Below are 25,553 nucleotides of genomic sequence, written 5' to 3'. Positions count from 1 at the left end.
TACTACTCGTTCTACATCGATGCCGGACGGCGGCCGACGGGCGGTCATGCTCGTCCGAACGGGACACAGGTCCGGACGGGACACAGGGGGCCGCATCGCATCAGACGGCCGCCCGGAGGCCGGACCGGCAGTCGCGGCAGCGGCCTGGTCCGGGCGCCCGAAAGGCACGGTCGCAGCCGTCGCAGGTCTGGAGCGGGTGCCGGACGTCCGGCGGCCGCACGGGCTCGCGGAACGGCGGCGGAGGCGGCAGCTGGGCGGCGAGACGGTGGGCCAGCAGTGCGGCCGGGCGCCGGAGCCCTTCGGGCGGCAGATCACTGGTCAGCGCACGCCGTACGGCACTGGCGCTGACGTCCCGCTCCAGCCAGGCGGCGACACCGGGGGCGAGATGGGCCGTGTCGCAGGCGGAGAGCAGCAGGCAGGGGTCGTGGCGGCGGAGGTCCGCGAGGAGGTCGGTGGCGGCCTGGAGGAGCCCGGGGGCGGCGCAGGCGGGCTGCGGCACCGCGGGGAGGGGCTTGCGGGGCGCCCGGGGCCTCGGACGCCCCGGGGCGGGATGTTCTGGAGCGCGGTTCTCCGGTCCGGTGTGTGCCGACCCGACGTGCGCCGGGGTGGAACGGGTCGGCCGGGCAGGCTCGGGAGCCGCCCCGGCGTCGGCGCGGTGGCCGGGCCGATTGCAGAAGACCGTACGGGTGACGATCCGGCCGCCGGGGACGCGTTCGCGGGTGCGGCGGAGGTAGCCGTGGACTTCGAGCTCGCGCAGCGCTGCGGCGATACGGGTCGACCCCTCGGGGAACCGGGCGGTGAGGGTCTTGATGTCGACGCGGGCGCCGGTGGGCAGGGACTGGATGTGCACACCCAGTCCGATCGCGAGCCCGGACAGCTCCGGGTGCTGGGTGAGATGGTTGCCGATCACCGTGAAGCGCTCGGTGTGCCGGGTGTTCTCGTGGGTGAGGCCGCCGCCGGAACGGGGGCGGCGAGTACGGGATTTGTCGGCTGCAACACGGGATTGGGCGCACGGGGGCACGCTAGGGTTCTGCGTATCCATCGGGAAGCTCCTACTTCCTCGGTGGTCAGGCCCTCGCCTTGGGATTGCACTCCCGGCGGGGGCCGTCGCATTTCTGCTGTTCTGTTGCGCTGAGCGTAGGGCAGGCAACCGGCCTCGAATCCAGCCCAGTTGGTGATGTTCACTCGCGCGAGTGAGTTTGCGCCGCGGGCGGGAGGGGTTGGGTTTGGTGGGGATGCTTTCCCCCTGTCGTGGTTCTTGGAAAAGACCGCCCGTCGCGCCGAAGCACGGGTGGCCGGGTTCCGGTGCGTGGGGCCCGGACCGCCTTGCTGATGAGGGGCGCACGATGCATCTGAACAGCGAAATCGGACGACTCAAGACCGAGGCGGACGAGCCGGGTTGGGAAGTCGACCCCGACGACGACTGGGGCGTGGCGGTCGTCGCGACGGTCGGACGACAGCTGAAGCTGCGGCGGGAAGCGGTGGGGATGCGGGCCGCGGAGTTCGGCAAGGCGGTGGGGTACGGCGAGGACATGGTCTACAAGATCGAGGGCGGGAAGAGGATCCCCCGACCCGAGTATCTGGACATGGCGGACGAGGTGTTGGGCGCGGGCGGGCTGCTGTCCGCGATGAAGGAGGACGTGAAGCGGGTCAGTTACCCGAAGAAGGTCCGGGACCTGGCGGCGATGGAGGCGAAGGCGGTCGAGATCGGGGTGTACGAGTGCAACACCGTCCCGGGGCTGTTGCAGACACCGGAACATGCACGAGCGTTGATCGAAGCGGCGCAGCCCCCGTACTCACCGGACGACGTGGATCGCATGGTGGCCGCTCGTCTGGCTCGGCAGTCGGTCTTCGAACGAGATCCGTCACCATCGATCAACTTCGCGTTGGAAGAAGCAGTGCTCCACCGGGAGATCGGGGGCACAATGGCGTGGAGGCGGCAGCTCGAACGCCTCCGGGAAATGGGACGGCTGCGTCACGTCACACTTCAGGTGATGCCCACGAAGAGCGACGCTCATCCCGGGCTGGACGGCAGGATCGAACTGCTGAAGTTCGCGGACGGGACGGCCGTAGGGCGGGCCGACGGCGTGTTCGGTGGCCGGCCGGTCTCGGAGCCGAAGCAGCTCCGGGTCATCGATCTGTGGTTCAGCACCATCCGGGCTCAGGCTCTCCCACCACGGGAATCACTGGCTTTGATCGAAAAACTGCTGGGAGACACATGATCCGCACCACCTCGGTCCAGGACGGTTGCGAACCGGCGTGGCTCAAGAGCAGCTACAGCGGCGGCACTAGCGGCGAGTCCTGCGTCGAGATCGCCGTCACCCCCGGCACCGTCCACGTCCGCGACTCCAAGAACCCCCTCGGCCCCCGGCTGGCGCTGACGCCGGCGTCCTGGGCCGACTTCGTGTCGTACGCGTCCGAAGGCTGACCGCCCCCGACAGGGCTTACGGAGCCGGGCGTCGCGAAGGATCAGGCGGTCCGGGCGAGCAGGGCCGTTTCAGGGAGGCCGGACGGGGCAGGCGGGGAGTCGGAGCCGAACGCTCTCCCCGCCGCCGGTCCCGGCACGGATCAGAAGCGGATCAGAACTTGATGCTGCCGATCATGCTCGCCACGTTCGTCGTCAGATCGCTGATCGTGGGCGCGACGGTGGAGGAGGCGAGATAGAAGCCGAGCAGCATGCAGACGACCGCGTGCCCGCCTTTCAGTCCTGACTTCTTGATCAGAAGAAAGACGATGATCGCCAGCAGCACCACCGCCGAAATCGAGAGTGCCACGGCGGCTCACCTCCAAAGTTCCCAGGGACTTGGGGTCCGGTACGGGGTCGGACAGGAACAGGTCGGTACATCGGAACAGCAGCCAGCAGGTTCCTACCCACACAGCGCTAGTGATCATAACTATCCGTACGCGCGCATCGATCGGCGCACGGCCGCACAAGGGGGCGCATGGCCAATATGGTCGAGGCATGACGAACGAGCCTCTCTCCTTCCCGCGCCGGTACGCCCGCACCCAGCGGTTCACCTCCGGCGCGCCGCGCGCGTTCACCGTGTCCCCCGACGGTTCCCGCGTGGCGTTCCTGCGGTCTCCTTCCGGTACGGAGCGGGCCAATCAACTGTGGGTCCTCGATGTGCCCGAGGGCCACGAACGGGTCGCGGCCGACCCCGTGGCCCTGCTCGGCGGCGCCGCCGAACACCTCTCCCCGGAGGAGCGGGCGCGTCGCGAGCGCAGCCGCGAGGGCGGCGCGGGGATCGTCGGATATGCCACCGACACAGCCGTCGAGTTGGCCTCTTTCACCTTGTCAGGGCGGCTTTTCACGGCGGAGCTCCGGGCCGGCACCGCGCGTGAACTCCCGGTCCCCGGGCCGGTGATCGACCCGCGCCCCTCCCCGGACGGCACCCTCGTGGCGTACGTGTCCGGGGGTGCTCTGCGGGTCGTCGGGGCCGAGGGCGAGAACGACCGGGCCCTCGCGGAACCGGAGCGGAACCCGGGTCCCGGCACGGTCTCCTACGGGCTGGCCGAGTTCATCGCGGCCGAGGAGATGGGGCGTTCGCGCGGCTTCTGGTGGTCGCCCGAAGGGGACCGGCTGCTCGTCGCGCGGGTCGACGACACGCCGGTGCAGCGCTGGTGGATCTCCGATCCGGCGCGCCCGGAAGCCGATCCGCAGCGGGTCGCCTATCCGAGGGCGGGCAGCGCCAACGCGGAGGTCCGGCTCTTCGTGTTCGGGCTCGACGGGGTGCGCACGGAGGTGTCCTGGGACCGGGCGCGCTACCCGTATCTGGCACATGTGCACTGGTCAGCGGCGGGTGCGCCGCTGCTTCTGGTGCAGGCGAGGGACCAGCGCAGCCAGCTCTTCCTGGCCGTGGACCCGGACACCGGGGTGACCCGGATGGTGCATGCTGATCAAGATCCAAGTTGGCTTGATCTTTTCCCTGGCGTGCCGTGCTGGAGTCCGGGCGGACAGCTCGTGCGGATCGCCGACGAGGGCGGCGCGCGGGTCCTGGCGTTCGGCGAACGCCCGCTGACCGGAGCCCAGTTGCACGTCCGGGCGGTGCTCGACGTCTCGGCCGACGACGTGCTGGTCGCGGCTTCGGCCGGAGAGGCCGCGAGCTCCCCCGAAACGGGTGAAGTACACGTGTACCGGGTGAACGAACTCGGCCTGGAGCGCGTCTCGCAGGAGCCCGGCGTGCACTCGGCCGTGCGCGCCGGGGGCGTGACCGTGCTCGTGTCGTCGGTGCCCGACCGGCCGGGAGCCCAGGTGCAGGTGCTGCGCGAGGGGAAGCACCTGGCCACCATCCCCTCGTACGCCGAAGATCCCGGTTTGTCCCCGCGCGTGACGCTCACGCAGGGGGGCGCACGGAAAATCCCATGCGCCGTGCTCATGCCCACTGGTTATGACGGCGACGGCCCCCTTCCCGTCCTCATGGACCCCTACGGCGGTCCGCACGGTCCCCGGGTGCTGGCCGCGCACAACGCGCACCTCACCTCGCAGTGGTTCGCCGACCAGGGCTTCGCGGTGGTCGTCGCCGACGGACGCGGCACCCCGGGGCGCTCCCCCGGCTGGGAGAAGGCCGTCCACGAGGACCTGACCGTCTCCCTGGACGACCAGGTGGAGGCGCTGCACGGTCTCGCCGAGAGGTTCCCGCTCGATCTCTCCCGGGTGGCGATCCGCGGCTGGTCGTACGGCGGCTGGCTCGCGGGAATGGCCGTGCTGCGCCGCCCCGACGTCTTCCACGCGGGCATCGCGGGCGCCCCGGTCGCGGACTGGCGGCTGTACGACACGCACTACACGGAGCGGTACCTCGGCGACCCGGCGGCGAACCCGGCCGCGTACGCGGACAGTTCACTGGTCACCGACGAGGGGCTGTCCGCGCCCGCGGACCCGCACCGGCCGCTGATGATCGTGCACGGCCTCGCGGACGACAACGTGGTGGTGGCGCACGCCCTGCGGCTCTCCTCGGCCCTGCTGGCCGCCGGCCGCCCGCACGAGGTGCTGCCGCTGTCGGGGGTGACCCACATGACCCCGCAGGAGACGGTCGCCGAGAACCTGCTCCTGCTCCAGGTGGACTTCCTGAAGCGCTCCCTCGGGATGGGCTGACCCGCGCCGCCCGCCGGGAAAGCGACGAGCCGGGGTGACATGGCTGCACCCCGGCTCGTCCACGGCACCCGCACGGCCGTACGGTGTTCACCATGCCGCGTCCGTATATCGGTACCGCTTCCGTCAAGTTGCCTGCGTGTTAACGAAGTTCGCTCACATTTGTGATGTTATGGCGTCTTGCCGGTCGGCCCCTCCGGAGGGTCGGTCGGCTCCTCCGGAGGCACGACCTGTTTCTCCTCCGCGAAGTGACAGGCCGAGTCGTGGGCGGCCGGCCCCTCGACGAGCCGGAACTCGGCGGGCACCGCGAGCAGCGGCACCTCCAGCGTGCAGCGCTCCTGCGCCTTCCAGCAGCGGGTGCGGAACCGGCAGCCGGACGGGACGTTCGCGGGCGAGGGCACGTCCCCGTGCAGGATGATCCGCTCCCGGTGCTCCCGGGCCTCCGGATCCGGCAGGGGCACCGCGGACAGCAGCGCCTGGGTGTAGGGGTGCGTCGGATGGTCGTAGATCTCGACGTCCTTGCCGGTCTCCACGATGCGCCCGAGGTACATCACCCCGACCCGGTCGGAGATGTGCCGCACGATCGACAGGTCGTGCGCGATGAAGACGTAACTGAGCTCGAACTCGGCCTGGAGGCGGTCCAGCAGGTTGATCACCTGCGCCTGCACGGAGACGTCGAGCGCGGAGACCGGCTCGTCGGCGACGATGATCTCGGGCCGCAGCGCCAGGCCCCGCGCGATGCCGATGCGCTGGCGCTGACCGCCGGAGAACTGGTGCGGATAGCGGTTGATGTACTCCGGGTTGAGCCCGACCACGTCCAGCAGCTCCTGGACCCGGCGCCGCCGGTCGCCCTTCGGCGCGACCTCGGGGTGGATGTCGTAGGGCTCCCCGATGATGTCGCCGACGGTCATGCGCGGGTTGAGCGAGGTGTACGGGTCCTGGAACACCATCTGGATGTTGCGCCGTACCGCTTTGAGCGCCTTGCCGGACAGCCGGGTGATGTCCTCGCCCTTGTACTTGATCGCGCCCTCGGTCGGCTTCTCCAGGTTGACCAGCATCTTGGCGACCGTCGACTTGCCGCAGCCGGACTCGCCGACGATGCCGAGGGTCTCGCCCCGGTCGAGGTGGAAGTCGACGCCGTCGACCGCCTTGACGGCCCCGACCTGCTTCTTGAACAGGATCCCCTGGGTGAGCGGGAAGTGCTTGACCAGTCCGCTGACCTCCAGCAGCGGTTCAGTCGCGGCTTGCGTCATCGAGGCACTCCCTCCAGAAGAAGCAGGCGCTCCCGCGGTCCGCGTCGACCTCGAAGAGCGGCGGCACCTCGGTGCGGCAGACGTCCTGGGCCATCGGGCAGCGCGGGTTGAAGGCGCAGCCCGGCGGGATGTGCATCAGGTTGGGCGGCAGTCCCTTGATGGCGTACAGCTCGCCGCCCTTCTGGTCGAGCCGGGGGATCGAGTCGAGGAGACCCCTGGTGTAGGGATGGGCCGGTGCCTTGTAGATGTCGTGGACCGGGGCCGTCTCGACGATCCGGCCCGCGTACATCACCGCGATCTTGTCGGCGACGTCCGCGACCACGCCGAGGTCGTGGGTGATGAGGATGAGCCCCATGTGGAGCTCGCGCTGGAGTTCGGCGAGCAGGTCCATGACCTGGGCCTGCACGGTGACGTCGAGCGCGGTGGTCGGTTCGTCGGCGATGATCAGGGCGGGCTCCAGGGCCAGCGCCATGGCGATCATGATGCGCTGGCGCATTCCGCCGGAGAACTGGTGCGGATAGTCCCGCACGCGCTCGGCGGCGGCCGGGATGCGCACGTGCTCCATCAGCTCGATCGCCTTGGCGCGGGCCTCCTTGCGTTTCATGCCGCGGTGCACGACGAACATCTCGCCGAGCTGGTCGCCGACGCTGATGACGGGGTTCAGGGAGGACAGCGCGTCCTGGAAGATCATCGCCATCTCGGCGCCCCGCACCTTGCGCCGCTCCTCCTCCTTGTACTTCAGCAGGTCCTTGCCCTTGAAGAGGATCTCGCCGCCGGTGATCTTCCCGGGCGGCATGTCGAGGATGCCCATGACGGCCTGGGCGGTCACCGACTTGCCGGAGCCGGACTCGCCGAGCACGGCGAGCGTCTCGCCCTCGTCGACGCTGTACGTCACGCCGTTGACGGCCTTGGCGACACCGTCCCGGGTTCTGAACTCCACCTGCAGATCGCGCACTTCGAGGAGCACGGCTCTCACCTCAGCTTCGGGTCGAGGGCGTCGCGCACCGCGTCGCCGAGCATGATGAACGCGAGCACGGTGATCGCGAGCGCGCCGGCCGGCCACAGCAGCATGTGCGGGGCCTGGCGGATGTACGCGGAGGCCGAGGAGATGTCGATGCCCCAGCTGACCGTCGGGGGCTTGAGACCGACACCGAGGTACGACAGCGTCGCCTCCAGCGAGATGTACGTGCCGAGCGCGATGGTCGCGACGACGATCACCGGCGCGACCGCGTTCGGGGTGATGTGCCGCAGCATCATCCGCGAGTTGGAGGCGCCGAGCGCCCGTGCCGCGTGGACGTAGTCGTTCTCCTTGGTGGTGATGACGGAGCCGCGCGCGATGCGGGAGACCTGCGGCCAGCCGAGCAGCACCATGAACCCGACGACCGGCCAGATCGTGTTGCTGGTCACCACGGAGAGGAGGACCAGACCGCCGAGCACGACGGGGATCGCGAAGAAGATGTCGGTGATCCGGGACAGGATCGAGTCGCCCACCCCGCCGTAGAAGCCTGCCAGCCCGCCGAGGAACGAGCCGAGGAGCGCAACCCCGATCGTGGCGAGGACACCGACGCTGATCGAGACGCGGGTCCCGTAGACGGTCCGGGTGTAGACGTCGCAGCCCTGACCGTCGTAACCGAAGGGGTGTCCGGGCTGCGAGCCCTGCTGCGCCTTGGAGAGGTCGCACTTGAGGGGGGACTGGTCGGTGATCAGCGAGGGCCAGATCGAGATGACGACCAGGAAGACGATGACGAGTCCGGAGATGATGAAGACGGGGTTGCGGCGCAGGTCCCGCCAGGCGTCGGACCACAGGGAGCGCGGCTTCTCCTTCGGCCCCGTGCCCTCCGGTCCTCCCGGGGTCTTCTCCAGGGTCTCCGCTTCGCTCGTTCCGAGGTCCATCGTTCCTCCGAAGCCGGTCGGTGCGATGGCGAGGTCTTCCGGCGGCGGACCTTCGGGGCCGTGGTGAAACTCCTCTTCCTCGTACGGCGGCTGCTCAGGCATAGCGGATCCTCGGGTCGAGTACGGCGTACAGAAGGTCGACGAGCAGATTGGCGACCATGAAGATGAGGACGAGGATGGTCACGAAGCCGACGACCGTCTGGGTGTTCTGGCGCACGATCCCCTGGTAGAGCTGGTAGCCGACGCCGTGGATGTTGAAGATCCGCTCGGTGACGATCGCGCCGCCCATGAGCGCGCCGATGTCGGTGCCGATGAAGGTGACCACGGGGATCAGCGAGTTGCGCAGCAGATGCCGGATGGTCACGCGGCGCCGCGGCAGTCCCTTGGCGACGGCCGTACGGACGTAGTCGGACCGCTTGTTCTCCGCGATGGAGGTCCGGGTCAGCCGGGTCACGTACGCGAGGGAGACCGAGGCCAGCACCAGGCCGGGCACGATCAGCTCGCCGAAGGTGGCGTCCGAGGAGACCGACGGCTGGATCCAGCCCCACTGGACGCCGAGCACCAGCTGGGCCAGCAGACCGGTGACGAAGGTCGGCACGGAGATGACCACGAGGGTGAGCAGCAGGACGCCGGTGTCGACGGGCTTGCCGCGGCGCAGACCGGTGATGACGCCGAGGGTGATGCCGATGATGATCTCGAAGAAGATCGCGACGATCGTCAGCCGGATGGTGACCGGGAAGGCGGTGGACATCAGCTCGGTGACCGGCTGTCCGTTGAACGCGGTGCCGAAGTCACCGGTGAAGATGTTGCCGAGGTAGGTCAGGTACTGCTGCCACAGGGGCTTGTCGAGGCCGAACTCCGCACGGAGCTGGGCGGCCGTCGCGGGGTCGCACTTGCGCTCGCCGCACAGACCCGCGATGGGGTCGCCCATCACGTTCACCATCACGAAGATGAGCAGTGTGGCGCCGATGAAGACCGGGATCATCTGCAGCAGTCGCCGGATGACGTACCGTCCCATGAGTGCTCCGGGGATAGAGGAGCGGGCCCGCCGGGACGGGCCCGCCCCGGCGGCTCAGTTGACGGTGATCTCGTTGTAGACGGGCACGCTGAACTGGTTCAGCGCCACGTTCGAGACCTTGTCGGAGTAGCCGGCGCTGCCGTTCTGGTACCAGAGCGGGATGGCGGCCATGTTGTCCCGTACGACGCCCTCGGCCTGCTGGAAGAGCTTGATGGCCTTGGACGTGTCGGTCTCCGCGTTCGCCTGGTTCACCAGGTTGTCGAACTGCTTGTTGGACCACTGGCCGTCGTTGGAGGAGGCGTTCGTGTAGTAGAGGGGCTGGAGGAAGTTCTGGATCAGCGGGTAGTCCATCTGCCAGCCGGCCCGGAACGGACCGGGCATCTTGTGCTGCCCGATCTGGTTGCGGAAGTCGGCGAAGGTGCCGACCGGGTTGCCGACGCAGGCCTTGTCGTTGCCGAGGGCGTTGTTGATCGAGTTGCAGACGGCGTCGACCCATTCCTTGTGGGAGCCGGTGTCCGCGTTGTACGAGATCTTGACCTGGCCTCCGGGCAGGCCGCCGCCCTCCTGGACCATCTTCTTGGCCTCGGACGGGTTGTAGTCGCAGTACTTGCCGCACAGGCCTTCCTGGAAGCCGCCCTTCTCGCCGAGCACCGGTGAGGTCCAGTCGCTCGCGGGCGTGCGGGTCTTCTGGAAGATGGTGTCGGTGATCTGCTGGCGGTTGATCGCCATGGACAGTCCCTGCCGGACCTTGGTGGCGCCGCTGGTGTCCCACTTCGGGTCGTAGAACGGGAAGGCGAGCGTCTGGATGATGCCGGCCGGGGTGTTGATGTACCGGCCGTTCAGGTCGGACTTGGCGTTCTTGAGCTGGGCCGCGGGCACGTCGTCGACGAGGTCGAGGTTGCCGGCCAGCAGGTCGTTGTAGGCGGTGTTGTTGTCCGTGTAGACCTTGAGGGTCACGCCGTCGTTCTTCGCCTTGTCGTCGCCGGGGTAGTCGTCCCACTTCGTGAGGGACATCTCGGAGCCCTTGGTGTAGCTGTTGATGGTGTACGGGCCGTTGCCGACGGGCTTCGCGACCCAGGCGGCGTGGTCGCTGAAGAACGACTTGGGCAGCGGCGAGAAGGCCGCGTAGCCGAGGGTGTCCGGGAACGTCGAGAACTTCTGGGTGAGCGCGACCGTGAAGGTGTTCGTTCCGGTCACCTTGAGCCCGGACAGGGTGTCGGCGGTCTGCTTGCCCGTGTCGGGGTGCGTCTTGTCGTAGCCCTGGATGTACCCGAAGAAGTACGCGTTCTTCTGGTTGTTCTTCAGGCTGGCGCCGTAGTTCCAGGCGTCGACGAAGGACTGCGCGGTGACGGCCTCGCCGTTGCTGAACTTCCAGCCGTCCTTGACCGTGATGGTGAAGTTCTGCGAGTCCGAGGTCTCGATCTTCTCGGCGAGCATGTCCTCGGCGGCGCCGGTCTTGGCGTTGTACCGCTTCAGCCCGCGGAAGGTCATGTCGAGGACCTTGCCGCCCTGCACCTCATTGGTGTTGGCCGGTTCCAGCGGGTTCTGCGGGTCACCCCAGGAGGCGCTGACCGTGCCGGAGCCGCTGCTGCTGCTCCCCCCTCCTCCTCCGCAGGCGGACGCCGCCAGGGCTACCGCCACCGCACATGCGGCCCATTTGGCGTGCGTGGCTCCACGCATGGAGTGCCTCCTCGAGAGTGCGCTGTGCCACCGGCGCCGGGGTCGGGGTCGAACGTCCGGCTCCGGTGCGGTTTTCCTTTAGGGCCCAATATCTGCCCATATGGTGCACATCGCACATTGATTCCCCCCTTCCGGGTGGCGATCCGCCCGGAAGGGGGCACTCCGGACGATCCGTCAGACGATCTTGACCGCCGAAAAAGACGATCTTGACCTTCGACGCAACGGATCTCCGCGCTTCGATACGGAACCGTTGATTCCAGTGCCCTAGATGTACGCATTCCGATACTCAGGCGTCCGGATAACGAACTCATTGACCGATTGGCCGGATTGGCCCGAATCCGGACACGGAACGGCCACAGTGCACTACACGCGTAGTTACGCTGAGGTCAAGCAAAGGCAAAGAAGGTAAAGAGAAGACCAAGGCGACCGAGATTTTATTGACCTTGCATGAATTGCGTTGAAAAAGTCCGGCGTAGCCCGTAGGGAGCGCCCTGCGGAGCCCTTGACCCCCTCGGGCCTGGAGCATCATGACCCCCCCTACTCCATCCGCGGCCGCCCCACTTGAGGTGACCGACGAGACCGGCAAGACCCCGGCTCCGTCTTCCACCGCCAAGGGCTCGGAAAGTCGCTCCCCCGGACGACTCGCCTGGACGCGCTTCAAGCGCGACCGCACCGGTGTCGTCTCCGCGTACATCGTGGTCTTCTTCTTCGCGATCGCCGTCTGCGCACCGCTGATAGCCAAGCTGTACGGGAAGAACCCGTACGAGCAGTACGGCCAGGAGACGGACGGCCTGCTCAACGACTTCGCCTTCCCGGTGAAGCCCAACGGCGGCATCGACGGCAGCTTCTGGTTCGGCATCGAGCCGCAGCTCGGACGTGACGTCTTCACCTTCCTGCTGTACGGCATCCGCACCTCGCTGATGATCGCGACCGCCGCCACGCTGCTGACCACGGTGGTCGGTGTCGTCATCGGCATCACCGCGGGATACCTCGGCGGCAAGACGGACTACCTCGTCGGCCGGGTCATCGACATCCTGCTGTCGTTCCCGTCCACGCTGTTCTTCATCGCCTTCATGCCGGTCGTCTACGCGCTCTTCGTGCCCTTCAACGAAGAGGTCCCGACCTGGCTGCGGGCCACCTGCCTGATCCTCGTCCTGTCCGCCTTCGGCTGGGCCTCCATCGCACGTCTGCTGCGTGGCCAGGTCCTCGGCCTGCGGGAGCGCGAGTTCGTCGAGGCGGCCAAGGTGACCGGCGCGTCCTCGCGCCGCATCGTTTTCAAAGAGCTGCTGCCCAACCTCTGGACACCGATCCTGATCCAGTCGACCCTCATGCTGCCGGCCTACGTCACGGCCGAGGCGGGTCTCGCCTTCCTGGGCGTCGGTATCCAGGACCCGACCCCGGACTGGGGCGTCATGATCCAGCGTGGTGCCGGCTTCTACACGGAAGACATCACCTTCATGATCTTCCCGGGCGTCTCGATGATCATCTTCGTCCTCGCCTTCAACCTGCTCGGAGACTCGGTCCGCGACGCACTCGACCCGAAGTCCAAGCGCTGACGTCCACCCCCCCAGCCCCGGTCGCAGTCGTCCGGCTGGTTGCCCGTCTGTCACTCAACCATCAATAGGCAGGTAAGCCATGTCCTTTTCCCGCAGAAACTTCCTCATCGCCACTGGTGTGGCCGCCGGAGCCACCACGGTCCTGAGCGCCTGCAGCAGCGGCAACGGCGGCGGGAGCGGCAGCAACAAGGCTCCGTCCGTGGACAAGGCCAAGGCCGCCGAGATCCTGGTCGGCACCAAGGCCGACTCGACCGGTCCGGCCCCCGAGGTCCCCGGCGCGGTCAAGGGCGGCACGATCTACACGCTCGACCAGATCGACTGGGACCACCTGGACCCGGCGCAGCTCTACTCCTCCTACGAGGGTGCCTGCTCGGTCCTGTTCCTGCGCGGCCTGACCGGCTACAAGGTCGACAACAAGGGCGGCACCACGCTCGTCGGCGACCTCGCCACCGACGCCGGCACCGCGACCGACGGCGGCAAGACCTGGTCCTTCACGCTGAAGGACAACGTGAAGTGGGAGGACGGCGCCGACGTCACGATCGAGGACGTGCGCCACACCTTCGAGCGCCTCTTCGCCTCCTTCGTCACCCAGGGCCCCCGTTACCCGCAGGGCTGGCTCATCGGCGGCGACAAGTACAAGGGCCCCTACGGCGGCAAGCACCTCGACTCCATCGAGGTCAGCGGCAAGACCATCACGTTCAAGCTGAAGGAGGCCCACGCCGACTTCAACTTCATGGTGGCCATGCGCGGCTTCTCCATCGTGCCCAAGAAGCACGACACCAAGGAGAAGTACGACAAGCGCCCGTTCTCCTGCGCCCCGTACAAGATCGAGAGCCGCAGCATCGGCAAGGGCGCGACGCTGGTCCGCAACACCCACTGGGTCGCCGAGACGGACCCGCTGCGCAACGCGTACCCGGACAAGTTCGTGTTCCAGTTCGGCTTCCAGTCGCTGGCCTCGACGGACCGCTACATCGCCGACAAGGGCAACGACCAGTTCACGCTGTCGCTGCTCAACGAGGTCGCGGCCGAGCGCATCCAGAAGGTCATGACGAACCCGACCCTCAAGAAGCGCGTCCTGACCCAGGTCGACACCACCTGCTACTACTTCGCGATCAACACCAAGCGCATCACCGACGTCAAGGTGCGCCAGGCGCTCAACTTCGCGTGGCCGTCGAAGCAGCTCCAGCAGATCCGTGGTGGCTCGCTCTCCACCGCGACCGCGACCACGATCATCAGCCCCCTCACCCCGGGCCACAAGGACTTCGACCTCTACGAGAAGAAGACGAAGCCCATGGGTGACCCGGAGAAGGCCAAGGCCCTCCTCAAGGAGGCCGGCAAGACGGGCCAGAAGGTCGTCGTCGCGATGCAGCAGTCGGACAACGCCGTGAAGCAGGCCGTCGCGATCAAGACCGCGCTGACCAAGGCTGGCTTCTCCCCGGTCGTGAAGCAGGTCGACAAGACCTCCTTCTACAGCCAGATCGGCCAGCTCGACAACGAGTACGACATGTTCGCCGCGGGCTGGGGCCCGGACTGGCCGGCCGGTTACGCCGTCATCCAGCCCTGCTTCGACAGCAGCCAGATCGCCGACGGTGGCGTCAACTGGCCGCAGCTGAAGGACACGGGCGTGGACAAGGCGATCGCCGCCGCCACGGTCGAGCCCGACGCGAAGAAGGCCGCCAAGATGTGGGGCGACATCGACGAGCAGATCATGCAGCTCGCCGCCGTGGTTCCGGACTACAACCCGATCCGCAACTACTTCCACGGCTCCAAGGTCGGCGGCGTGATCTACGACTCCGGCAACACCTGCATCGCGCTGGGCAAGGTCTACGCCGCGAAGGCCTGATCCAGCTCCGGGGCGGCGGCACCCGTGCCGCCGCCCCGGTCCCTCTCCACCCCCTCGTACTTCTCCCCACACTCCCGGCGACGGCGCCCCGTCCGGAAAGTCACGCCACATGTTCCGTTTTCTAGTCCGCCGTGTTCTCGGCGCACTTGTGATTCTGCTGATCATCAGCGCCGTCACCTTCATGCTCTTCTACGCGATGCCGCGTGACCCAGCCCGCATGGCGTGCGGAAAGGTCTGTACCCCGGAACTCCTGGAGCAGGTCAGGACCAACCTCGGGATCAAGGATTCGCTGCCGGTGCAGTACTGGCACTGGCTGGTGGGCATCTTCGCCGGCCGCGACTACGGCGGCCTGGGCAACTGCAACGCCCCCTGCCTCGGCTTCTCGTTCACCAACCGTGAGCCCGTTCTCGGCACGATCATGGACCGTATGCCGACGACGCTCTCCCTCGCGCTCGGTGCCGCGGTCTTCTTCCTCATCATCGGCGTCGGCACGGGCATGATCGCCGCGGTCAAGCAGGGCAAGGCCGCCGACAAGATCGCCAGTTCGTTCTCGCTGATCGGCTCCTCGCTCCAGATCTACTTCGTCGGCTACATCGCGATGTACTTCCTGGTCCAGCAGCTCGGCATCCTCGAGCAGCCCTCGTACACGCCGTTCACCGACGACCCCGGTGCCTGGGCCGGCGGCCTGCTGCTGCCCTGGCTGACGCTGTCGATCATCTTCACCGCCAACTACACCCGTATGACCCGCTCCCAGCTGGTGGAACAGCTCAGCGAGGACTACGTGCGCACGGCACGCGCCAAGGGCCTGTCCCGGCGCTCGGTGTTCTTCCGCTTCGCCTGGCGCGGCGCGATGGGTCCGATCGTCACGATCTTCGGCATCGACCTGGGCACCCTGATCGGTGGCGCCATCATCACCGAGTCGGTCTTCAGCCTCCAGGGCATCGGCAAGCTCGCCGTGACCGCCGTGGACGCGAACGACCTGCCGATGCTGCTCGGCGTGACGCTGGTCGCGGCAGGCGCGATCGTCTTCTTCAACATCATCGTGGACGCGGTCTACGCCTTCATCGACCCGCGGATCCGGCTCGCCTGACCCCGGCGCCCCCGCGCCGCCCACCCGCCGACCGCAAGCTACCCCCTCGCATCACCCCCCAGGAGCGTCCCCGTGACGAGCACCGATCAGCAGCCCTTCCTGTCCGTCAGGGATCTGAAGGTCCACTTCTCCACCGAGGACGGCGTCGTCAAGGCCGTCGACGGTCTCACCTTCGACCTGGCCAAGGGCAAGACGCTCGGCATCGTGGGCGAGTCGGGTTCGGGCAAGTCCGTCACGAACCTGACGATCCTCGGTCTGCACGACCGTGAGCGCACCGCCATCGACGGCGAGATCCTGCTGGACGGCAAGGAGCTGCTGACCGCCTCCGAGCGGGAGCTGGAGCGGCTGCGCGGCAACAAGATGTCGATGATCTTCCAGGACGCGCTGGCCTCGCTGTCGCCGTACCACACCATCGGCCGGCAGATCGGCGAGACGTACCGCAAGCACACCGGCGCCTCCAAGAAGGAGGCCCGGGAGCGGGCGATCGAGATGCTGCGGCGCGTCGGCATCCCGCAGCCGGACGTCCGGGTGGACGACTACCCGCACCAGTTCTCCGGCGGTATGCGCCAGCGCGCGATGATCGCGATGGCACTGGTCTGCGACCCCGAGCTGCTGATCGCGGACGAGCCGACCACCGCGCTCGACGTCACCGTGCAGGCCCAGATCATGGACCTGCTCAAGGACCTCCAGCAGGAGTTCGGCACGGCGATCATCTTCATCACCCACGACCTCGGCGTCATCGCCGACATCGCCGACGACGTGCTGGTGATGTACGGCGGCCGGTGCGTGGAGCGGGGCACCAAGAAGGAGGTGCTGCGCGCGCCGCAGCACCCCTACACCTGGGGTCTGCTGAGCTCGATGCCGAGCCTGGACGGACCGGTCGACGTGCCGCTGTCGCCGATCCCCGGCTCGCCGCCCTCGCTCCTCAACCCGCCGTCGGGCTGCCGCTTCCACCCGCGGTGCGCCTTCGCGGAGAAGGTCACGGACGGCCGCTGCTCCTCCGAGCGGCCGCTGCTCCAGGTCACGGACGGGCGCGGTGCCGCCTGCCACCTCACGGCGGACCAGCGCCGCGACTTCTTCGCCGACCACACCGCGACGCGGTCGCACTGACGTAACTGAGACGGGACTTCACGATCATGAGCAACACGAACCCCCTCCTGGACGTCACCGGACTGACCAAGCACTTCCCGGTGATGGGCGGCTTCCCCTTCAAGCGGAAGATCGGCGCGGTCCAGGCCGTGGACGGTCTCGACTTCCAGGTCGCCGAGGGCGAGAGCCTCGGCCTCGTCGGTGAGTCCGGCTGCGGCAAGTCGACGACCGGACGCCTGATCACGCGTCTGCTGGAGCCCACCGGCGGCAGCATCAAGTACCGCGGCCAGGACATCACGCACGCCGACCGCAAGAAGCTGGCGCCGGTCCGCTCCGAGATCCAGATGATCTTCCAGGACCCGTACGCCTCGCTGAACCCGCGGCAGACGGTCGGCAAGATCATCTCGGGCCCGATGGAGATCAACGACATCAACCCGGCCGGCGGCCGCGAGAAGCGGGTCCGTGAGCTCCTGGAGACCGTCGGTCTGAACCCCGAGCACTACAACCGCTTCCCGCACGAGTTCTCCGGCGGCCAGCGCCAGCGCATCGGCGTGGCCCGCGCGCTGGCCCTGGAGCCGAAGCTGATCGTCGCGGACGAGCCGGTCTCCGCGCTCGACGTCTCCATCCAGGCGCAGGTCGTCAACCTGCTCCAGGAACTCCAGCGGGACCTGGGCATCGCGTTCGTGTTCATCGCCCACGACCTCGCGATCGTGCGGCACTTCTCGCAGCGCGTCGCGGTGATGTACCTCGGCAAGATCGTCGAGATCGCCAACCGTGAGGACCTGTACGGGAACCCGCGCCACCCGTACACGCGCGCCCTGATGTCCGCCGTTCCCGAGGCCACCGCGGACGACGTCCCGGCCCGTGAGCGCATCCTGCTCAAGGGTGACGTCCCCTCGCCGCTCAACCCGCCGTCGGGCTGCCGTTTCCGCACCCGCTGCTGGAAGGCGACGGAGAAGTGCGCGACCGAGGCTCCGCCGCTGGTCCAGGCCTCGGGCAGCAACGACGGCCACCTGACGGCCTGCCACTACCCGGAGACGACGGAGACCGTTCCGGCCCAGCGTCTCGCCGAAAGCCCCGAGGCGGCGGTCTGACACACCCCTTTCCCGTCAGCCGCCCCCTTCAGGAACCGACTTTCCCGGCCCTTTGACCCGAGCCCATGAACGCCGGTTTCAGGGGACCGAAGGCCCGCACCGTCCCGGTGCGGGCCTTCGCCGTGGACGGGGCAGGGGGCATCGAACTGGCTAATCTGGGACCATGGACTACGCGAAGATGCGCATGATCGCCGAGGAGCTGACGGAGTACGCCGAGCAGCTTGAGGGATCGTGGGAGGTCGAGATCGGCCCATCTGGACCTTTCCTCGCCATGATGAGCCCCTCGAAGCGTCACGAGGGCGCTGTCCGCCGTATCCGCAACCAGCTCAATGAGCAGCTCCCCGCCACCCACCCCGGCTACATTTGCGAGAACGGCCCTGAGATCGAGCATCCGGGAATCGGTCGTATGCGGCGCCCGGACGCGATCGTCATCCCCGAGGACGTACTCGACGAAGAGGGGCTCTCCGTCGACGCCACCCAGGTGCTGGCGGTCATCGAGATCGTCTCCCCGTCCAACCCGGACAACGACTATGGCGAGAAGCTCGCCGAGTACCCGGCCATGGGCATCGCCGACTACATGATCGTAGATCCCCGCACGGGCACCATCGAGGTGCACTCGAAGCCCTGCGGGGATCGTTACCGGGACAAGGCCTCGTACATCTTCGGCGACGCCGTCCCGTTCGGTCCGTGGACCGTCAGGACCGACGCCTTCCGCCGCTACGGCAAGGCGGGGGACTCACCGGCGGGGTGACAGAACGTCATCTACGTCGGAAAGGACCGAGCTTGCCCCCGGGCCGGCCGGCGCGAGCCGCTCAGGCCGACCCGGGAGCAGGGAAGCAGGACGGTCCGGTCAGTGGTCCGCCGGGCCGCGTTCCATGCAGAATTCGTTGCCCTCGGGGTCCGCGAGGGTGACCCAGCCGCTGCCGTCGGGGCGGACGTGGTCCTCGACCCGGCGGGCGCCGAGGGACAGGGCCCGTTCGACCTCCTCGTTCCGGGTGCGACCGTGCGGGGTCAGGTCGAGGTGGACGCGGTTCTTGACCGCCTTGCCCTCGGGGACCCGCACGAACAGGAGGGTCGGACCACCGGACGGGTCCTCGATCACCGCCTCGGGGTCACCGGGCTTGTCGTCGTCGGCGAGCGGCCGGCCGAGCAACCGGCTCCAGAACAGCCCGACATCGTACGGATCACCGCTGCAGTCGAAGGTGATCGTACGGATGGTGGGATGCGAGAGCTGTGCCTCTCCCACGATCAGTCTCCCGTCCGGCCGTCGGCCATCTCGCGCAGGATGTCGATGTGACCGTTGTGGCGGGCCGTCTCCTCCACGAGGTGGAGGACGATCCAGCGCAGGTCGACGTGGTCGCCGTCGCGGCCCGCCCGCCTGGCCTTGGTGTCGAGGTCGTGCGCGGCCACCAGCTCGCGGTACCGGGCGCTCTGCTCCTCGTACTCCTGGAGCAGCTGCGGCAGCGGGAAGTCGACGGCGATCCGCATCTCGCGGTCGGGGTCCTCGTCCGTCCAGGGTCCCTTGTCGTCCTCGCCCAGGAACATCACCTGGAACCAGAAGTACTCGACCCAGCGGAGGTGGTTGATCAGTCCGCTCAGCGTCATCAGCGGGGACCCCGGCAGCGGGGCCTTGCGGGCGTCCTCCGCCGACACCCCCTCGCACTTGGCGCGAGCGGTGGCACGGGCGTAGTCGAGGAAGGTGGTCAACTGGGTGCGCTCGTCCCAGGCACCGGGCTTGTCCGTTCGTGTCTGTGAAGTCATCGGGGTGAAGCATCCCGGGTCCACCGGCCGGTGTCGAGCGATTAAGGACGCCGTGACCGGGCTTCCCTCCCGACGCGTTCAACCTGCGGTTCCTTCCGGCCGGTTGCTCACCCGATTCCTTCCCGATCAGTGGTTTCGGATGACCTCGCGGGCTGAGAGACTGCTGCGATGACTGACCGTTCGTTCAGTGACGTCTCGCTCGCCACCCTGTACGACGCGTTGAATCCCTGGGGTCCGAGCGACGACTTCTACCTGGATCTGGTGATGTCCGCGCAGTCCGTGCTCGATGTCGGTTGCGGGACGGGACGCTTGTTGACGCGCGCCCGCGAGGCCGGTCACGAGGGGCGCCTGTGCGGGCTGGATCCCGCCGCGGCCATGCTGGTGCAGGCGCGCGGGCGGGCGGACGTCGAGTGGGTGCTCGGGGATCTCGGATCGGTGCGCTGGGAGCGGGAGTTCGACCTCGTCGTGATGACCGGGCACGCGTTCCAGGTGCTCGTCGGCGACGAGGAGGTGCGCTCGGCGCTGGCCGCCGTACGGCGGGCCCTCGGCGACGGCGGGCGGTTCGTCTTCGAGACCCGCAATCCCGCCGTCCGGGCGTGGGAGACCTGGCGGCCCGAGCGGGCGCGCGAGGTGAGTGACGCGCACGGGGACGTCGTACGGGTGCGGCACGAGGTCGAGACGCCGGTGCGCGGGGACCGCGTGACGTTCAGCGAGACCTTCGAGCACGCGCGCTGGGGGCGGCCCCGGGTCAGCCGCAGCACACTGCGGTTCCTGGGAAGGGACGCCCTGCGGGAGTTCCTCGGCGAGGCCGGGCTCGTCGTGCACGAGCAGTACGGGGACTGGGGGCGCGAGCCGCTCTCCCCCGCCGCCCCCGAGATCATCACGGTCGCCGGCCGGGCCTGACCCCCGGGGTCCCGGAGCGGAGAAGGGGCCCGCGCTCGATGCGACGGGCCCCTTCCGCGTACGGCGGTTCGCCCTACTGGTCCTCGGCCGCGTCCTCCAGGGCCGCCAGCGCCGGGTCCAGCACGATGTCCTCGTCGCGCGCCTCGGTGGTCGGGTCCTCCGGGAAGTGGCACGCCGTCAGATGGTCCTCGCGGTTGCCCGACAGGCGGACCAGCGGCGGCTCCTCCTGGGCGCACTTGTCCTGCGCCTTCCAGCAGCGGGTGCGGAAGCGGCAGCCGGAGGGCGGGGAGATGGGGGAGGGCACGTCGCCGGCGAGCCGGATGCGCTCCCGCCGGACCTTGCCGGACTCCTCCAGCTCGACCTCGGGGACCGCGGAGAGCAGGGCGTGGGTGTAGGGGTGCCGGGGCCGGGTGTAGATCGAGCCCCGGTCGCCGACCTCGATCACCTTGCCGAGGTACATGACCGCGACGCGCTGCGAGAAGTGCCGTACCACGGCCAGGTCGTGGGCGATGAACAGGAACGCGATGCCCAGTTCCCGCTGCACCTTCTGGAGGAGATTGACCACCTGCGCCTGGATGGAGACGTCGAGCGCGGAGACCGGCTCGTCCGCGACGATCAGCTTCGGCTCGGACGCCAGCGCGCGGGCCACGCCGATGCGCTGGCGCTGGCCGCCGGAGAACTCGTGCGGGAAGCGGTTGTAGTGCTCGGGGTTCAGACCGACGATCTCCAGGAGCTCACGGACCCGCTTCTCGCGGCCGCCGGCCGGGTCGATCCCGTTGATCTCCATCGGCGCGGAGATGATCCTGCCGACGGTCTGGCGCGGGTTCAGCGACGAGTAGGGGTCCTGGAAGATCATCTGGATCTCGGAGCGGACCGGCGCCAGCTCCTTGCGGCTGGCATGGCTGATGTCCCGGCCGCGGTACGAGATGGTGCCGCCCGTCGGCTCCAGCAGGCGGGTGATCAGGCGTCCGGTCGTCGACTTCCCGCAGCCCGACTCCCCCACCAGGCCGAAGCTCTCGCCCACGTGCACCGTCAGGTCGATGCCGTCCACGGCCTGCACCGCGCCGACCGTGCGCCGGACGGGGAAACCGCCCTTGATCGGGAAGTGCTTGACCAGCTTGTCGACCACGAGCAGCGGCTCGGCCGGGGTGTCCTTGGCGGCGGTGCGGGGGGCGGGCAGCGTGGTGGCGCCCGTCGTGACGTCCTTCGCGACGTCTTCCTTCATGTCGCTCTTCTCCCTACCGCAGCCGGGGCTTGATCTGCTCGACGAAAATGGTCTGCTTCTGCTCGGCCGTGAGGTGGCACGCGCCGCCCCGGCCCGTCGGCAGCAGCGGGAGTTCGTCCACGCACCGCGCGCCCCCGACCTCGCCCTGGAAGGTGCAGCGGGGGTGGAACCGGCAGCCCGACGGCGGCCTCAGCAGGGAGGGCGGCGCGCCGGGGATGGGGGCCAGCGGGGTGTCGAGGTCCGAGTCCAGCCGGGGCATCGAGTTCAGCAGGCCCCAGGTGTAGGGGTGTTGGGGCGAGCGCAGCACCTCGTCGACCGTGCCGCGTTCCACGGCTCCGCCCGCGTACATCACCATGATGTCGTCGGCCATGTCCGCGATCACGCCCAGGTCGTGCGTGATGAAGATGATCGCCGAGCCGAACTCCTGCTGGAGGCTCTTCAGGAGGTCGAGGATCTGGGCCTGCACGGTGACGTCGAGCGCGGTGGTCGGCTCGTCCGCGATCAGGAGGTCGGGGTCGCAGACCAGCGCCATCGCGATCATCGCGCGCTGGCGCATGCCGCCGGAGAACTGGTGCGGGTAGTCCTTCGCCCGTTGCGTGGGGTTGGGGATGCCGACCTTGCCGAGCATCTCCACCGCCCGGTCCCAGGCTTCCTTCTTCGACGCCCCGGTGTGCTTCCAGAACGGCTCGGCGATCTGCCTGCCCACGGTGTAGTACGGGGAGAGCGCCGTCAGCGGGTCCTGGAAGATCATCGCGGCCTTGTTGCCGCGCACCTTCTCCAGCTCCGACTCGCGGGCGGTGATCAGCTCCTGGCCGTCGAGGACGATCTCGCCCTCGACGGTCGTGAACATCGGGTTGTGCAGGCCGAGGATCGTCAGGTTGGTCACCGACTTGCCGGAGCCCGACTCCCCCACGATGCCGAGGGTCTTGCCCCGTTCGAGGTCGAAGGAGAGCCCGTCCACGGCCTTGACGACGCCGTCCTCGGTCTTGAACCTGACGTACAGGTCCCGCACCGAGAGGAAGGGACCCGGGGTCGCCGGGACGGCGGCGCCCGATTCCTTGGTCGAAGTGGTCACGGATCGCTCCTAGGACAGCCGCACGCGCGGGTCGATGAAGGCGTAGCAGGCATCCACGATGATGTTGAACAGCAGGATCATGGCGGCGGAGAAGAGCATCACGCCCAGCAGCAGCGGAAGGTCGCTGAAGAAGACCGACTCGACGGCCAGCTTGCCGAGGCCGGGCAGTCCGAAGGTGTACTCGGTGATGATCGCGCCGCCCAGCAGCGAGCCGAGGTCGATGCCGAAGATGGTGACGATGGGGATCAGCGATCCGCGCCAGGCGTAGCGGAAGAAGACGTACTTGCGCGACATGCCCTTGGCCCGCGCGGTGCGGACGTGTTCCTCCTGGAGCTGCTCGATCATCGACGAGCGCGCCATACGGGTGTACTGCGAGGCGAAGATCGTGGACAGGATCACCCAGGGGATGATCAGTCCGCTGAACCAGCTGACCGGGTTCGCGGTGAAGTCGTTGTAGGAGGGCTTGTCGAAGAGGTGGCTCTGGTAGACGAGGGCCGCCAGCGCCAGCGGGCCGAGGAAGTAGATCTGCATCGAGCTGAGCACCATCGCGCCGGCCGTCACCGTCTTGTCCACGAGCGTGCCGCGCTTCCACGCGGAGAGCATGCCCGTGCCGAGGCCCACGAACAGGAAGCAGACCGCGGCCCCCAGCGTCAGCGAGACCGTCGTGGGCAGGCGGTCCATCAGCGTGCCCCAGACCGCCTCGTTGGTGTGGTACGAGTACCCGAAACAGGGTGCGGGGCACGGACCCTGGTCGAAGCCGTTGCTGCCCAGCACGAGGTTGTGCAGGAAGATCCAGTACTGCTCGGGGATCGACTTGTCGAGGCCGAGCACATGATGGATGTTCGCGAGGTTGGCGGGCGTGCATGTCTTGCCGCACATCAGCAGTCCCGGGTCCCTCGGCATCCCGAAGAACAGCAGGAACGCGACGATGCTCAGCAGGAAGAGGATGACGGCGGCGCCGAGTGTCCGGCGAATGAGGAAGCGCAGCATGGCAGGGGCAGCTCTCAGACGTCAGCGGGCCCGGCGGGGCCCGGCGCGTGTGTCTCGCCGGGGGCGAGCGCGCCGGGCCCCGTCAGAGCGACGGTTACTTGACGAACAGGCGACGGGGGTCGACGCCGCCGATCACGTCGTCGTAGACCATGCCGCCGACCTTGGAGCCGGCGATCTGGGTCTGCTTGTAGTAGCCGGTCGGGACGACGTTGACGACGTCCTTGACCAGGTACTGGTCGACCTTCTCCCACTCGGCCGCGCCCTTGACCGGGTCGGTGATCTTGTTGATGCGGTCGATGTCCGCGTTCACCTTGGGGTCGTTGACCTGCGAGTAGTTCTGCGCGCCGTCGGCGATCGCGCGGCCGTCGTACAGCGGCGGGATCACGGTCGAGGCGGACGGCCAGTCGGCACCCCACGCGGTGTGGAAGATGTCGTAGTTGTTGTCCAGCTTGCTGACCTGGTCGTAGTAGGTCTCGGCCGGGATCTCCTGGCGCTGGACGTCGAAGCCGGCCTTCTTCAGACCCGCCGCCATGGCGGTGGAGTACTGCTGGCCCTCGGGGGTGTTGATGTAGCCGAAGGTCAGCTTCATGCCCACCTTGCCCGCTTCCTTCAGCAGGGCCTTGGCCTTCTCCGGGTCACCGGCCGGCTTCTTGATCTTGCCGTGCGGGTCGAAGGAGGCGTCGTAGCCGCTGACGGTCGGGCTGATGAGACCGCCGGCGACCTGCATCGCGTCGGTGCCGCCGTAGGCGCGCACGAACGGCGTGATCGGCAGGGCGTAGGCGATGGCCTCGCGGATCTTCTTGTCCTTGAGCGCCGGGTGGCTCATGTTGATGTTCATCTGGCCGACGTAGGGCTGGAAGCCCGAGACCGTACGGGACTTCATCTTCGGGTCGGCGAGGACCTTGGAGAGGTTGCCCGCGTCGACCTGGTTGTTGAAGCTGATGCCGGCCTGGTCGGCGCCGGTGTCGGCCAGCAGCGTCTTGGTGGACGTCTCGTACTGCTGGTTGAACGTGATGTTGAACTTGTCCACGTACTGGTGGCGGATCGGGTCCGTCTTCGGGTCCCAGTTGGTGTTCTTCACGAGGACCATCGACTTGCCGGACTTGAACGACTGGATCTTGTACGGTCCGGTCGTCACGGGTGCCCGGTCGTACTTCGTCTTGGTGTCGCCCTTGGCGGAGACGACCGCGTAACCCGCCATGGCGAGGGCGTACGGCAGGTCGGGGTGCGAGTTCTTGAACTTGAAGACGATGGTTTTGTCGTCCGGCGTCTGCAGGATGTCGTCCGACAGGTGCTTGCCCTTGTAGGGGCCGTCCTTCAGCAGCTTGCGGTAGTCCGCGCCCGGGGTGTCGGCGAGCCACTGCTGGACGTAGGGCGGGCCCTGGTTGATGAACGGGGCGAAGAGGCGCTCGATGGTGTGGCGGACGTCCTTGGACGTGATCGGCGACCCGTCCTCGAACTTGATGCCGTCCTTGAGCGTGTACTTCCAGGTCTTGCCGCCGTCCGTCGTGGTGCCGGAGTCGGTGGCGAGGTCGCCGACGACCTCGTGCTTGGAGCCGTCGTCGCTCGTGGCCTTGTAGCCGGTCAGACCGCGGTGGATCAGCGTGGCGAGGGAGCCCTCGTCGGAGACGTAGATCTGGCCCGGGTCCAGGTGCGCGTAGCTGTCGCGCTGGAGGACCTCCATCGTGCCGCCGCTCTTCGCGCCGGGTACCTCGGCCGCGGGGCCGGTGGAGTCGGCCGCGTTACCGAACTTGATCGACTGCTGCTGCCGCTGCGCGTTCTCCTTGTCCTTCTTGTTGTCGTTCCCGTTGTCGCTGCCGCCCTTGCTGCAACCGGTGAGCACGAGAGCTCCCGCCGCGAGCACTGAGACTGCGGCGTATGCGTGGCGTCCGCCCCTACTCATCACTCAGATTCCTACCCATCTGTTGTCACCGGTGCGAACAAGTGCACCTGTGGTGCCGGTGAGTTGCGGTCTGCGGTCTTCGGACCGGTGT

General features: G+C 68.1%; 23 protein-coding genes. 10 read left to right on the top strand and 13 right to left on the bottom strand.

Annotation, left to right across the window (positions count from 1 at the left end; genetic code table 11):
• Positions 1 to 100 precede the first annotated feature (100 nt).
• Positions 101 to 1,042, bottom strand: coding sequence for a helix-turn-helix domain-containing protein (locus ACICHK_RS25865; RefSeq protein WP_406838757.1), 942 nt, complete (start codon positions 1,040 to 1,042; stop codon positions 101 to 103).
• A 304-nt stretch (positions 1,043 to 1,346) separates the two neighbouring features.
• On the opposite strand from ACICHK_RS25865, the gene ACICHK_RS25860 reads away from it, so the two are divergent.
• Entirely contained in the window at positions 1,347 to 2,222 is an 876-nt protein-coding gene (locus tag ACICHK_RS25860) for a helix-turn-helix domain-containing protein (RefSeq protein ID WP_406838756.1), read from the top strand.
• A complete protein-coding gene (locus ACICHK_RS25855; RefSeq protein WP_406838755.1) occupies positions 2,219 to 2,428 on the top strand; it encodes a DUF397 domain-containing protein in 210 nt (69 codons plus the stop codon). The genes ACICHK_RS25860 and ACICHK_RS25855 overlap by 4 nt, the downstream gene beginning before the upstream one ends.
• Before the next feature lie 151 nt (positions 2,429 to 2,579).
• Here the strand turns inward: ACICHK_RS25855 and ACICHK_RS25850 are convergent, their stop codons facing one another.
• A complete protein-coding gene (locus tag ACICHK_RS25850) occupies positions 2,580 to 2,774 on the bottom strand; it encodes a hypothetical protein (RefSeq protein WP_046733847.1) in 195 nt (64 codons plus the stop codon).
• A gap of 188 nt (positions 2,775 to 2,962) precedes the next feature.
• Here ACICHK_RS25850 and ACICHK_RS25845 point away from each other — a divergent pair, with 188 nt between their 5' ends.
• Positions 2,963 to 5,092: a prolyl oligopeptidase family serine peptidase gene (locus ACICHK_RS25845; RefSeq protein WP_406838754.1), complete on the top strand. Its 2,130-nt coding sequence runs from the start codon at positions 2,963 to 2,965 to the stop codon at positions 5,090 to 5,092.
• Positions 5,093 to 5,259: 167 nt separating this feature from the next.
• Here ACICHK_RS25845 and ACICHK_RS25840 read toward each other — a convergent pair whose 3' ends face one another.
• From ACICHK_RS25840 to ACICHK_RS25820, 5 genes are read right to left on the bottom strand one after another with little or no spacing between them, the layout of a single operon-like run.
• Positions 5,260 to 6,342 carry an ABC transporter ATP-binding protein gene (locus ACICHK_RS25840; protein ID WP_406838753.1) on the bottom strand — a complete coding sequence of 361 codons (1,083 nt, stop codon included), beginning with the start codon at positions 6,340 to 6,342 and terminating at the stop codon, positions 5,260 to 5,262.
• Positions 6,323 to 7,309, bottom strand: coding sequence for an ABC transporter ATP-binding protein (locus ACICHK_RS25835; protein ID WP_406838752.1), 987 nt, complete (start codon positions 7,307 to 7,309; stop codon positions 6,323 to 6,325). Before ACICHK_RS25835 ends, ACICHK_RS25840 begins: the two co-directional genes overlap by 20 nt.
• 5 nt (positions 7,310 to 7,314) lie before the next feature.
• A complete protein-coding gene (locus tag ACICHK_RS25830; RefSeq protein WP_406838751.1) occupies positions 7,315 to 8,337 on the bottom strand; it encodes an ABC transporter permease in 1,023 nt (340 codons plus the stop codon).
• Positions 8,330 to 9,253, bottom strand: a complete 924-nt coding sequence (locus ACICHK_RS25825; protein WP_406838750.1) for an ABC transporter permease — start codon at positions 9,251 to 9,253, stop codon at positions 8,330 to 8,332. Before ACICHK_RS25825 ends, ACICHK_RS25830 begins: the two co-directional genes overlap by 8 nt.
• A gap of 54 nt (positions 9,254 to 9,307) precedes the next feature.
• The gene (locus tag ACICHK_RS25820) at positions 9,308 to 10,933 is read right to left on the bottom strand and encodes an ABC transporter substrate-binding protein (protein WP_151469869.1); all 1,626 of its coding nucleotides are present in this window, start codon (positions 10,931 to 10,933) and stop codon (positions 9,308 to 9,310) included.
• A 527-nt stretch (positions 10,934 to 11,460) separates the two neighbouring features.
• Between ACICHK_RS25820 and ACICHK_RS25815 the strand changes: the two genes are divergently transcribed.
• From ACICHK_RS25815 to ACICHK_RS25790, 6 genes are all read left to right on the top strand, one after another.
• Positions 11,461 to 12,489, top strand: a complete 1,029-nt coding sequence (locus ACICHK_RS25815; RefSeq protein WP_406838749.1) for an ABC transporter permease — start codon at positions 11,461 to 11,463, stop codon at positions 12,487 to 12,489.
• Between the two features lie 79 nt (positions 12,490 to 12,568).
• Entirely contained in the window at positions 12,569 to 14,332 is a 1,764-nt protein-coding gene (locus tag ACICHK_RS25810) for an ABC transporter substrate-binding protein (protein WP_406838748.1), read from the top strand.
• A 109-nt stretch (positions 14,333 to 14,441) separates the two neighbouring features.
• Positions 14,442 to 15,422, top strand: coding sequence for an ABC transporter permease (locus ACICHK_RS25805; protein WP_406838747.1), 981 nt, complete (start codon positions 14,442 to 14,444; stop codon positions 15,420 to 15,422).
• 72 nt (positions 15,423 to 15,494) lie between these two features.
• Entirely contained in the window at positions 15,495 to 16,532 is a 1,038-nt protein-coding gene (locus ACICHK_RS25800; protein WP_406838746.1) for an ABC transporter ATP-binding protein, read from the top strand.
• Positions 16,533 to 16,558: 26 nt separating this feature from the next.
• Positions 16,559 to 17,605, top strand: coding sequence for an ABC transporter ATP-binding protein (locus ACICHK_RS25795; RefSeq protein ID WP_406838745.1), 1,047 nt, complete (start codon positions 16,559 to 16,561; stop codon positions 17,603 to 17,605).
• Positions 17,606 to 17,768: 163 nt separating this feature from the next.
• The gene (locus ACICHK_RS25790; RefSeq protein ID WP_406838744.1) at positions 17,769 to 18,356 is read left to right on the top strand and encodes a Uma2 family endonuclease; all 588 of its coding nucleotides are present in this window, start codon (positions 17,769 to 17,771) and stop codon (positions 18,354 to 18,356) included.
• A 99-nt stretch (positions 18,357 to 18,455) separates the two neighbouring features.
• On the opposite strand, the gene ACICHK_RS25785 is transcribed toward ACICHK_RS25790, so the two are convergent.
• Together ACICHK_RS25785 and ACICHK_RS25780 are read right to left on the bottom strand one after the other, a co-directional pair.
• Positions 18,456 to 18,851, bottom strand: coding sequence for a VOC family protein (locus tag ACICHK_RS25785; protein WP_406838743.1), 396 nt, complete (start codon positions 18,849 to 18,851; stop codon positions 18,456 to 18,458).
• Between the two features lie 2 nt (positions 18,852 to 18,853).
• Positions 18,854 to 19,366, bottom strand: coding sequence for a DinB family protein (locus tag ACICHK_RS25780; protein WP_151469875.1), 513 nt, complete (start codon positions 19,364 to 19,366; stop codon positions 18,854 to 18,856).
• A gap of 168 nt (positions 19,367 to 19,534) precedes the next feature.
• On the opposite strand from ACICHK_RS25780, the gene ACICHK_RS25775 reads away from it, so the two are divergent.
• Positions 19,535 to 20,269 (top strand): class I SAM-dependent DNA methyltransferase, encoded by a 735-nt coding sequence (locus ACICHK_RS25775; protein ID WP_406838742.1) that lies wholly within the window; start codon positions 19,535 to 19,537, stop codon positions 20,267 to 20,269.
• A gap of 73 nt (positions 20,270 to 20,342) precedes the next feature.
• Here the strand turns inward: ACICHK_RS25775 and ACICHK_RS25770 are convergent, their stop codons facing one another.
• The 4 genes from ACICHK_RS25770 to ACICHK_RS25755 all read right to left on the bottom strand — a co-directional run bounded on the left by ACICHK_RS25770 (position 20,343) and on the right by ACICHK_RS25755 (position 25,462).
• Positions 20,343 to 21,494, bottom strand: coding sequence for an ABC transporter ATP-binding protein (locus ACICHK_RS25770; protein ID WP_406838741.1), 1,152 nt, complete (start codon positions 21,492 to 21,494; stop codon positions 20,343 to 20,345).
• A gap of 13 nt (positions 21,495 to 21,507) precedes the next feature.
• Entirely contained in the window at positions 21,508 to 22,569 is a 1,062-nt protein-coding gene (locus tag ACICHK_RS25765; RefSeq protein WP_406838740.1) for an ABC transporter ATP-binding protein, read from the bottom strand.
• Positions 22,570 to 22,578: 9 nt separating this feature from the next.
• The gene (locus tag ACICHK_RS25760) at positions 22,579 to 23,559 is read right to left on the bottom strand and encodes an ABC transporter permease (protein WP_151469879.1); all 981 of its coding nucleotides are present in this window, start codon (positions 23,557 to 23,559) and stop codon (positions 22,579 to 22,581) included.
• Positions 23,560 to 23,653: 94 nt separating this feature from the next.
• Complete coding sequence (locus ACICHK_RS25755) at positions 23,654 to 25,462, bottom strand: ABC transporter substrate-binding protein (RefSeq protein ID WP_406838739.1); 1,809 nt, start codon at positions 25,460 to 25,462, stop codon at positions 23,654 to 23,656.
• Between the last annotated feature and the right edge of the window lie 91 nt (positions 25,463 to 25,553).

Origin of the sequence: Streptomyces sp. AHU1, from assembly GCF_045343905.1 — a bacterium.
Classification (GTDB): domain Bacteria; phylum Actinomycetota; class Actinomycetes; order Streptomycetales; family Streptomycetaceae; genus Streptomyces; species Streptomyces triticiradicis.
Note: the sequence above shows the minus strand (reverse complement) of the source record. Positions and strands in the feature narration are given on the sequence as shown.

Coding starts and splice junctions, on each gene's coding strand:
- ACICHK_RS25865 (WP_406838757.1), bottom strand. CDS start 1,042: ATGGATACGCAGAACCCTAGCGTGCCCCCGTGCGCCCAATCCCGTGTT.
- ACICHK_RS25860 (WP_406838756.1), top strand. CDS start 1,347: ATGCATCTGAACAGCGAAATCGGACGACTCAAGACCGAGGCGGACGAG.
- ACICHK_RS25855 (WP_406838755.1), top strand. CDS start 2,219: ATGATCCGCACCACCTCGGTCCAGGACGGTTGCGAACCGGCGTGGCTC.
- ACICHK_RS25845 (WP_406838754.1), top strand. CDS start 2,963: ATGACGAACGAGCCTCTCTCCTTCCCGCGCCGGTACGCCCGCACCCAG.
- ACICHK_RS25840 (WP_406838753.1), bottom strand. CDS start 6,342: ATGACGCAAGCCGCGACTGAACCGCTGCTGGAGGTCAGCGGACTGGTC.
- ACICHK_RS25830 (WP_406838751.1), bottom strand. CDS start 8,337: ATGCCTGAGCAGCCGCCGTACGAGGAAGAGGAGTTTCACCACGGCCCC.
- ACICHK_RS25825 (WP_406838750.1), bottom strand. CDS start 9,253: ATGGGACGGTACGTCATCCGGCGACTGCTGCAGATGATCCCGGTCTTC.
- ACICHK_RS25820 (WP_151469869.1), bottom strand. CDS start 10,933: ATGCGTGGAGCCACGCACGCCAAATGGGCCGCATGTGCGGTGGCGGTA.
- ACICHK_RS25815 (WP_406838749.1), top strand. CDS start 11,461: ATGACCCCCCCTACTCCATCCGCGGCCGCCCCACTTGAGGTGACCGAC.
- ACICHK_RS25810 (WP_406838748.1), top strand. CDS start 12,569: ATGTCCTTTTCCCGCAGAAACTTCCTCATCGCCACTGGTGTGGCCGCC.
- ACICHK_RS25805 (WP_406838747.1), top strand. CDS start 14,442: ATGTTCCGTTTTCTAGTCCGCCGTGTTCTCGGCGCACTTGTGATTCTG.
- ACICHK_RS25795 (WP_406838745.1), top strand. CDS start 16,559: ATGAGCAACACGAACCCCCTCCTGGACGTCACCGGACTGACCAAGCAC.
- ACICHK_RS25790 (WP_406838744.1), top strand. CDS start 17,769: ATGGACTACGCGAAGATGCGCATGATCGCCGAGGAGCTGACGGAGTAC.
- ACICHK_RS25780 (WP_151469875.1), bottom strand. CDS start 19,366: ATGACTTCACAGACACGAACGGACAAGCCCGGTGCCTGGGACGAGCGC.
- ACICHK_RS25775 (WP_406838742.1), top strand. CDS start 19,535: ATGACTGACCGTTCGTTCAGTGACGTCTCGCTCGCCACCCTGTACGAC.
- ACICHK_RS25770 (WP_406838741.1), bottom strand. CDS start 21,494: ATGAAGGAAGACGTCGCGAAGGACGTCACGACGGGCGCCACCACGCTG.
- ACICHK_RS25760 (WP_151469879.1), bottom strand. CDS start 23,559: ATGCTGCGCTTCCTCATTCGCCGGACACTCGGCGCCGCCGTCATCCTC.
- ACICHK_RS25755 (WP_406838739.1), bottom strand. CDS start 25,462: ATGAGTAGGGGCGGACGCCACGCATACGCCGCAGTCTCAGTGCTCGCG.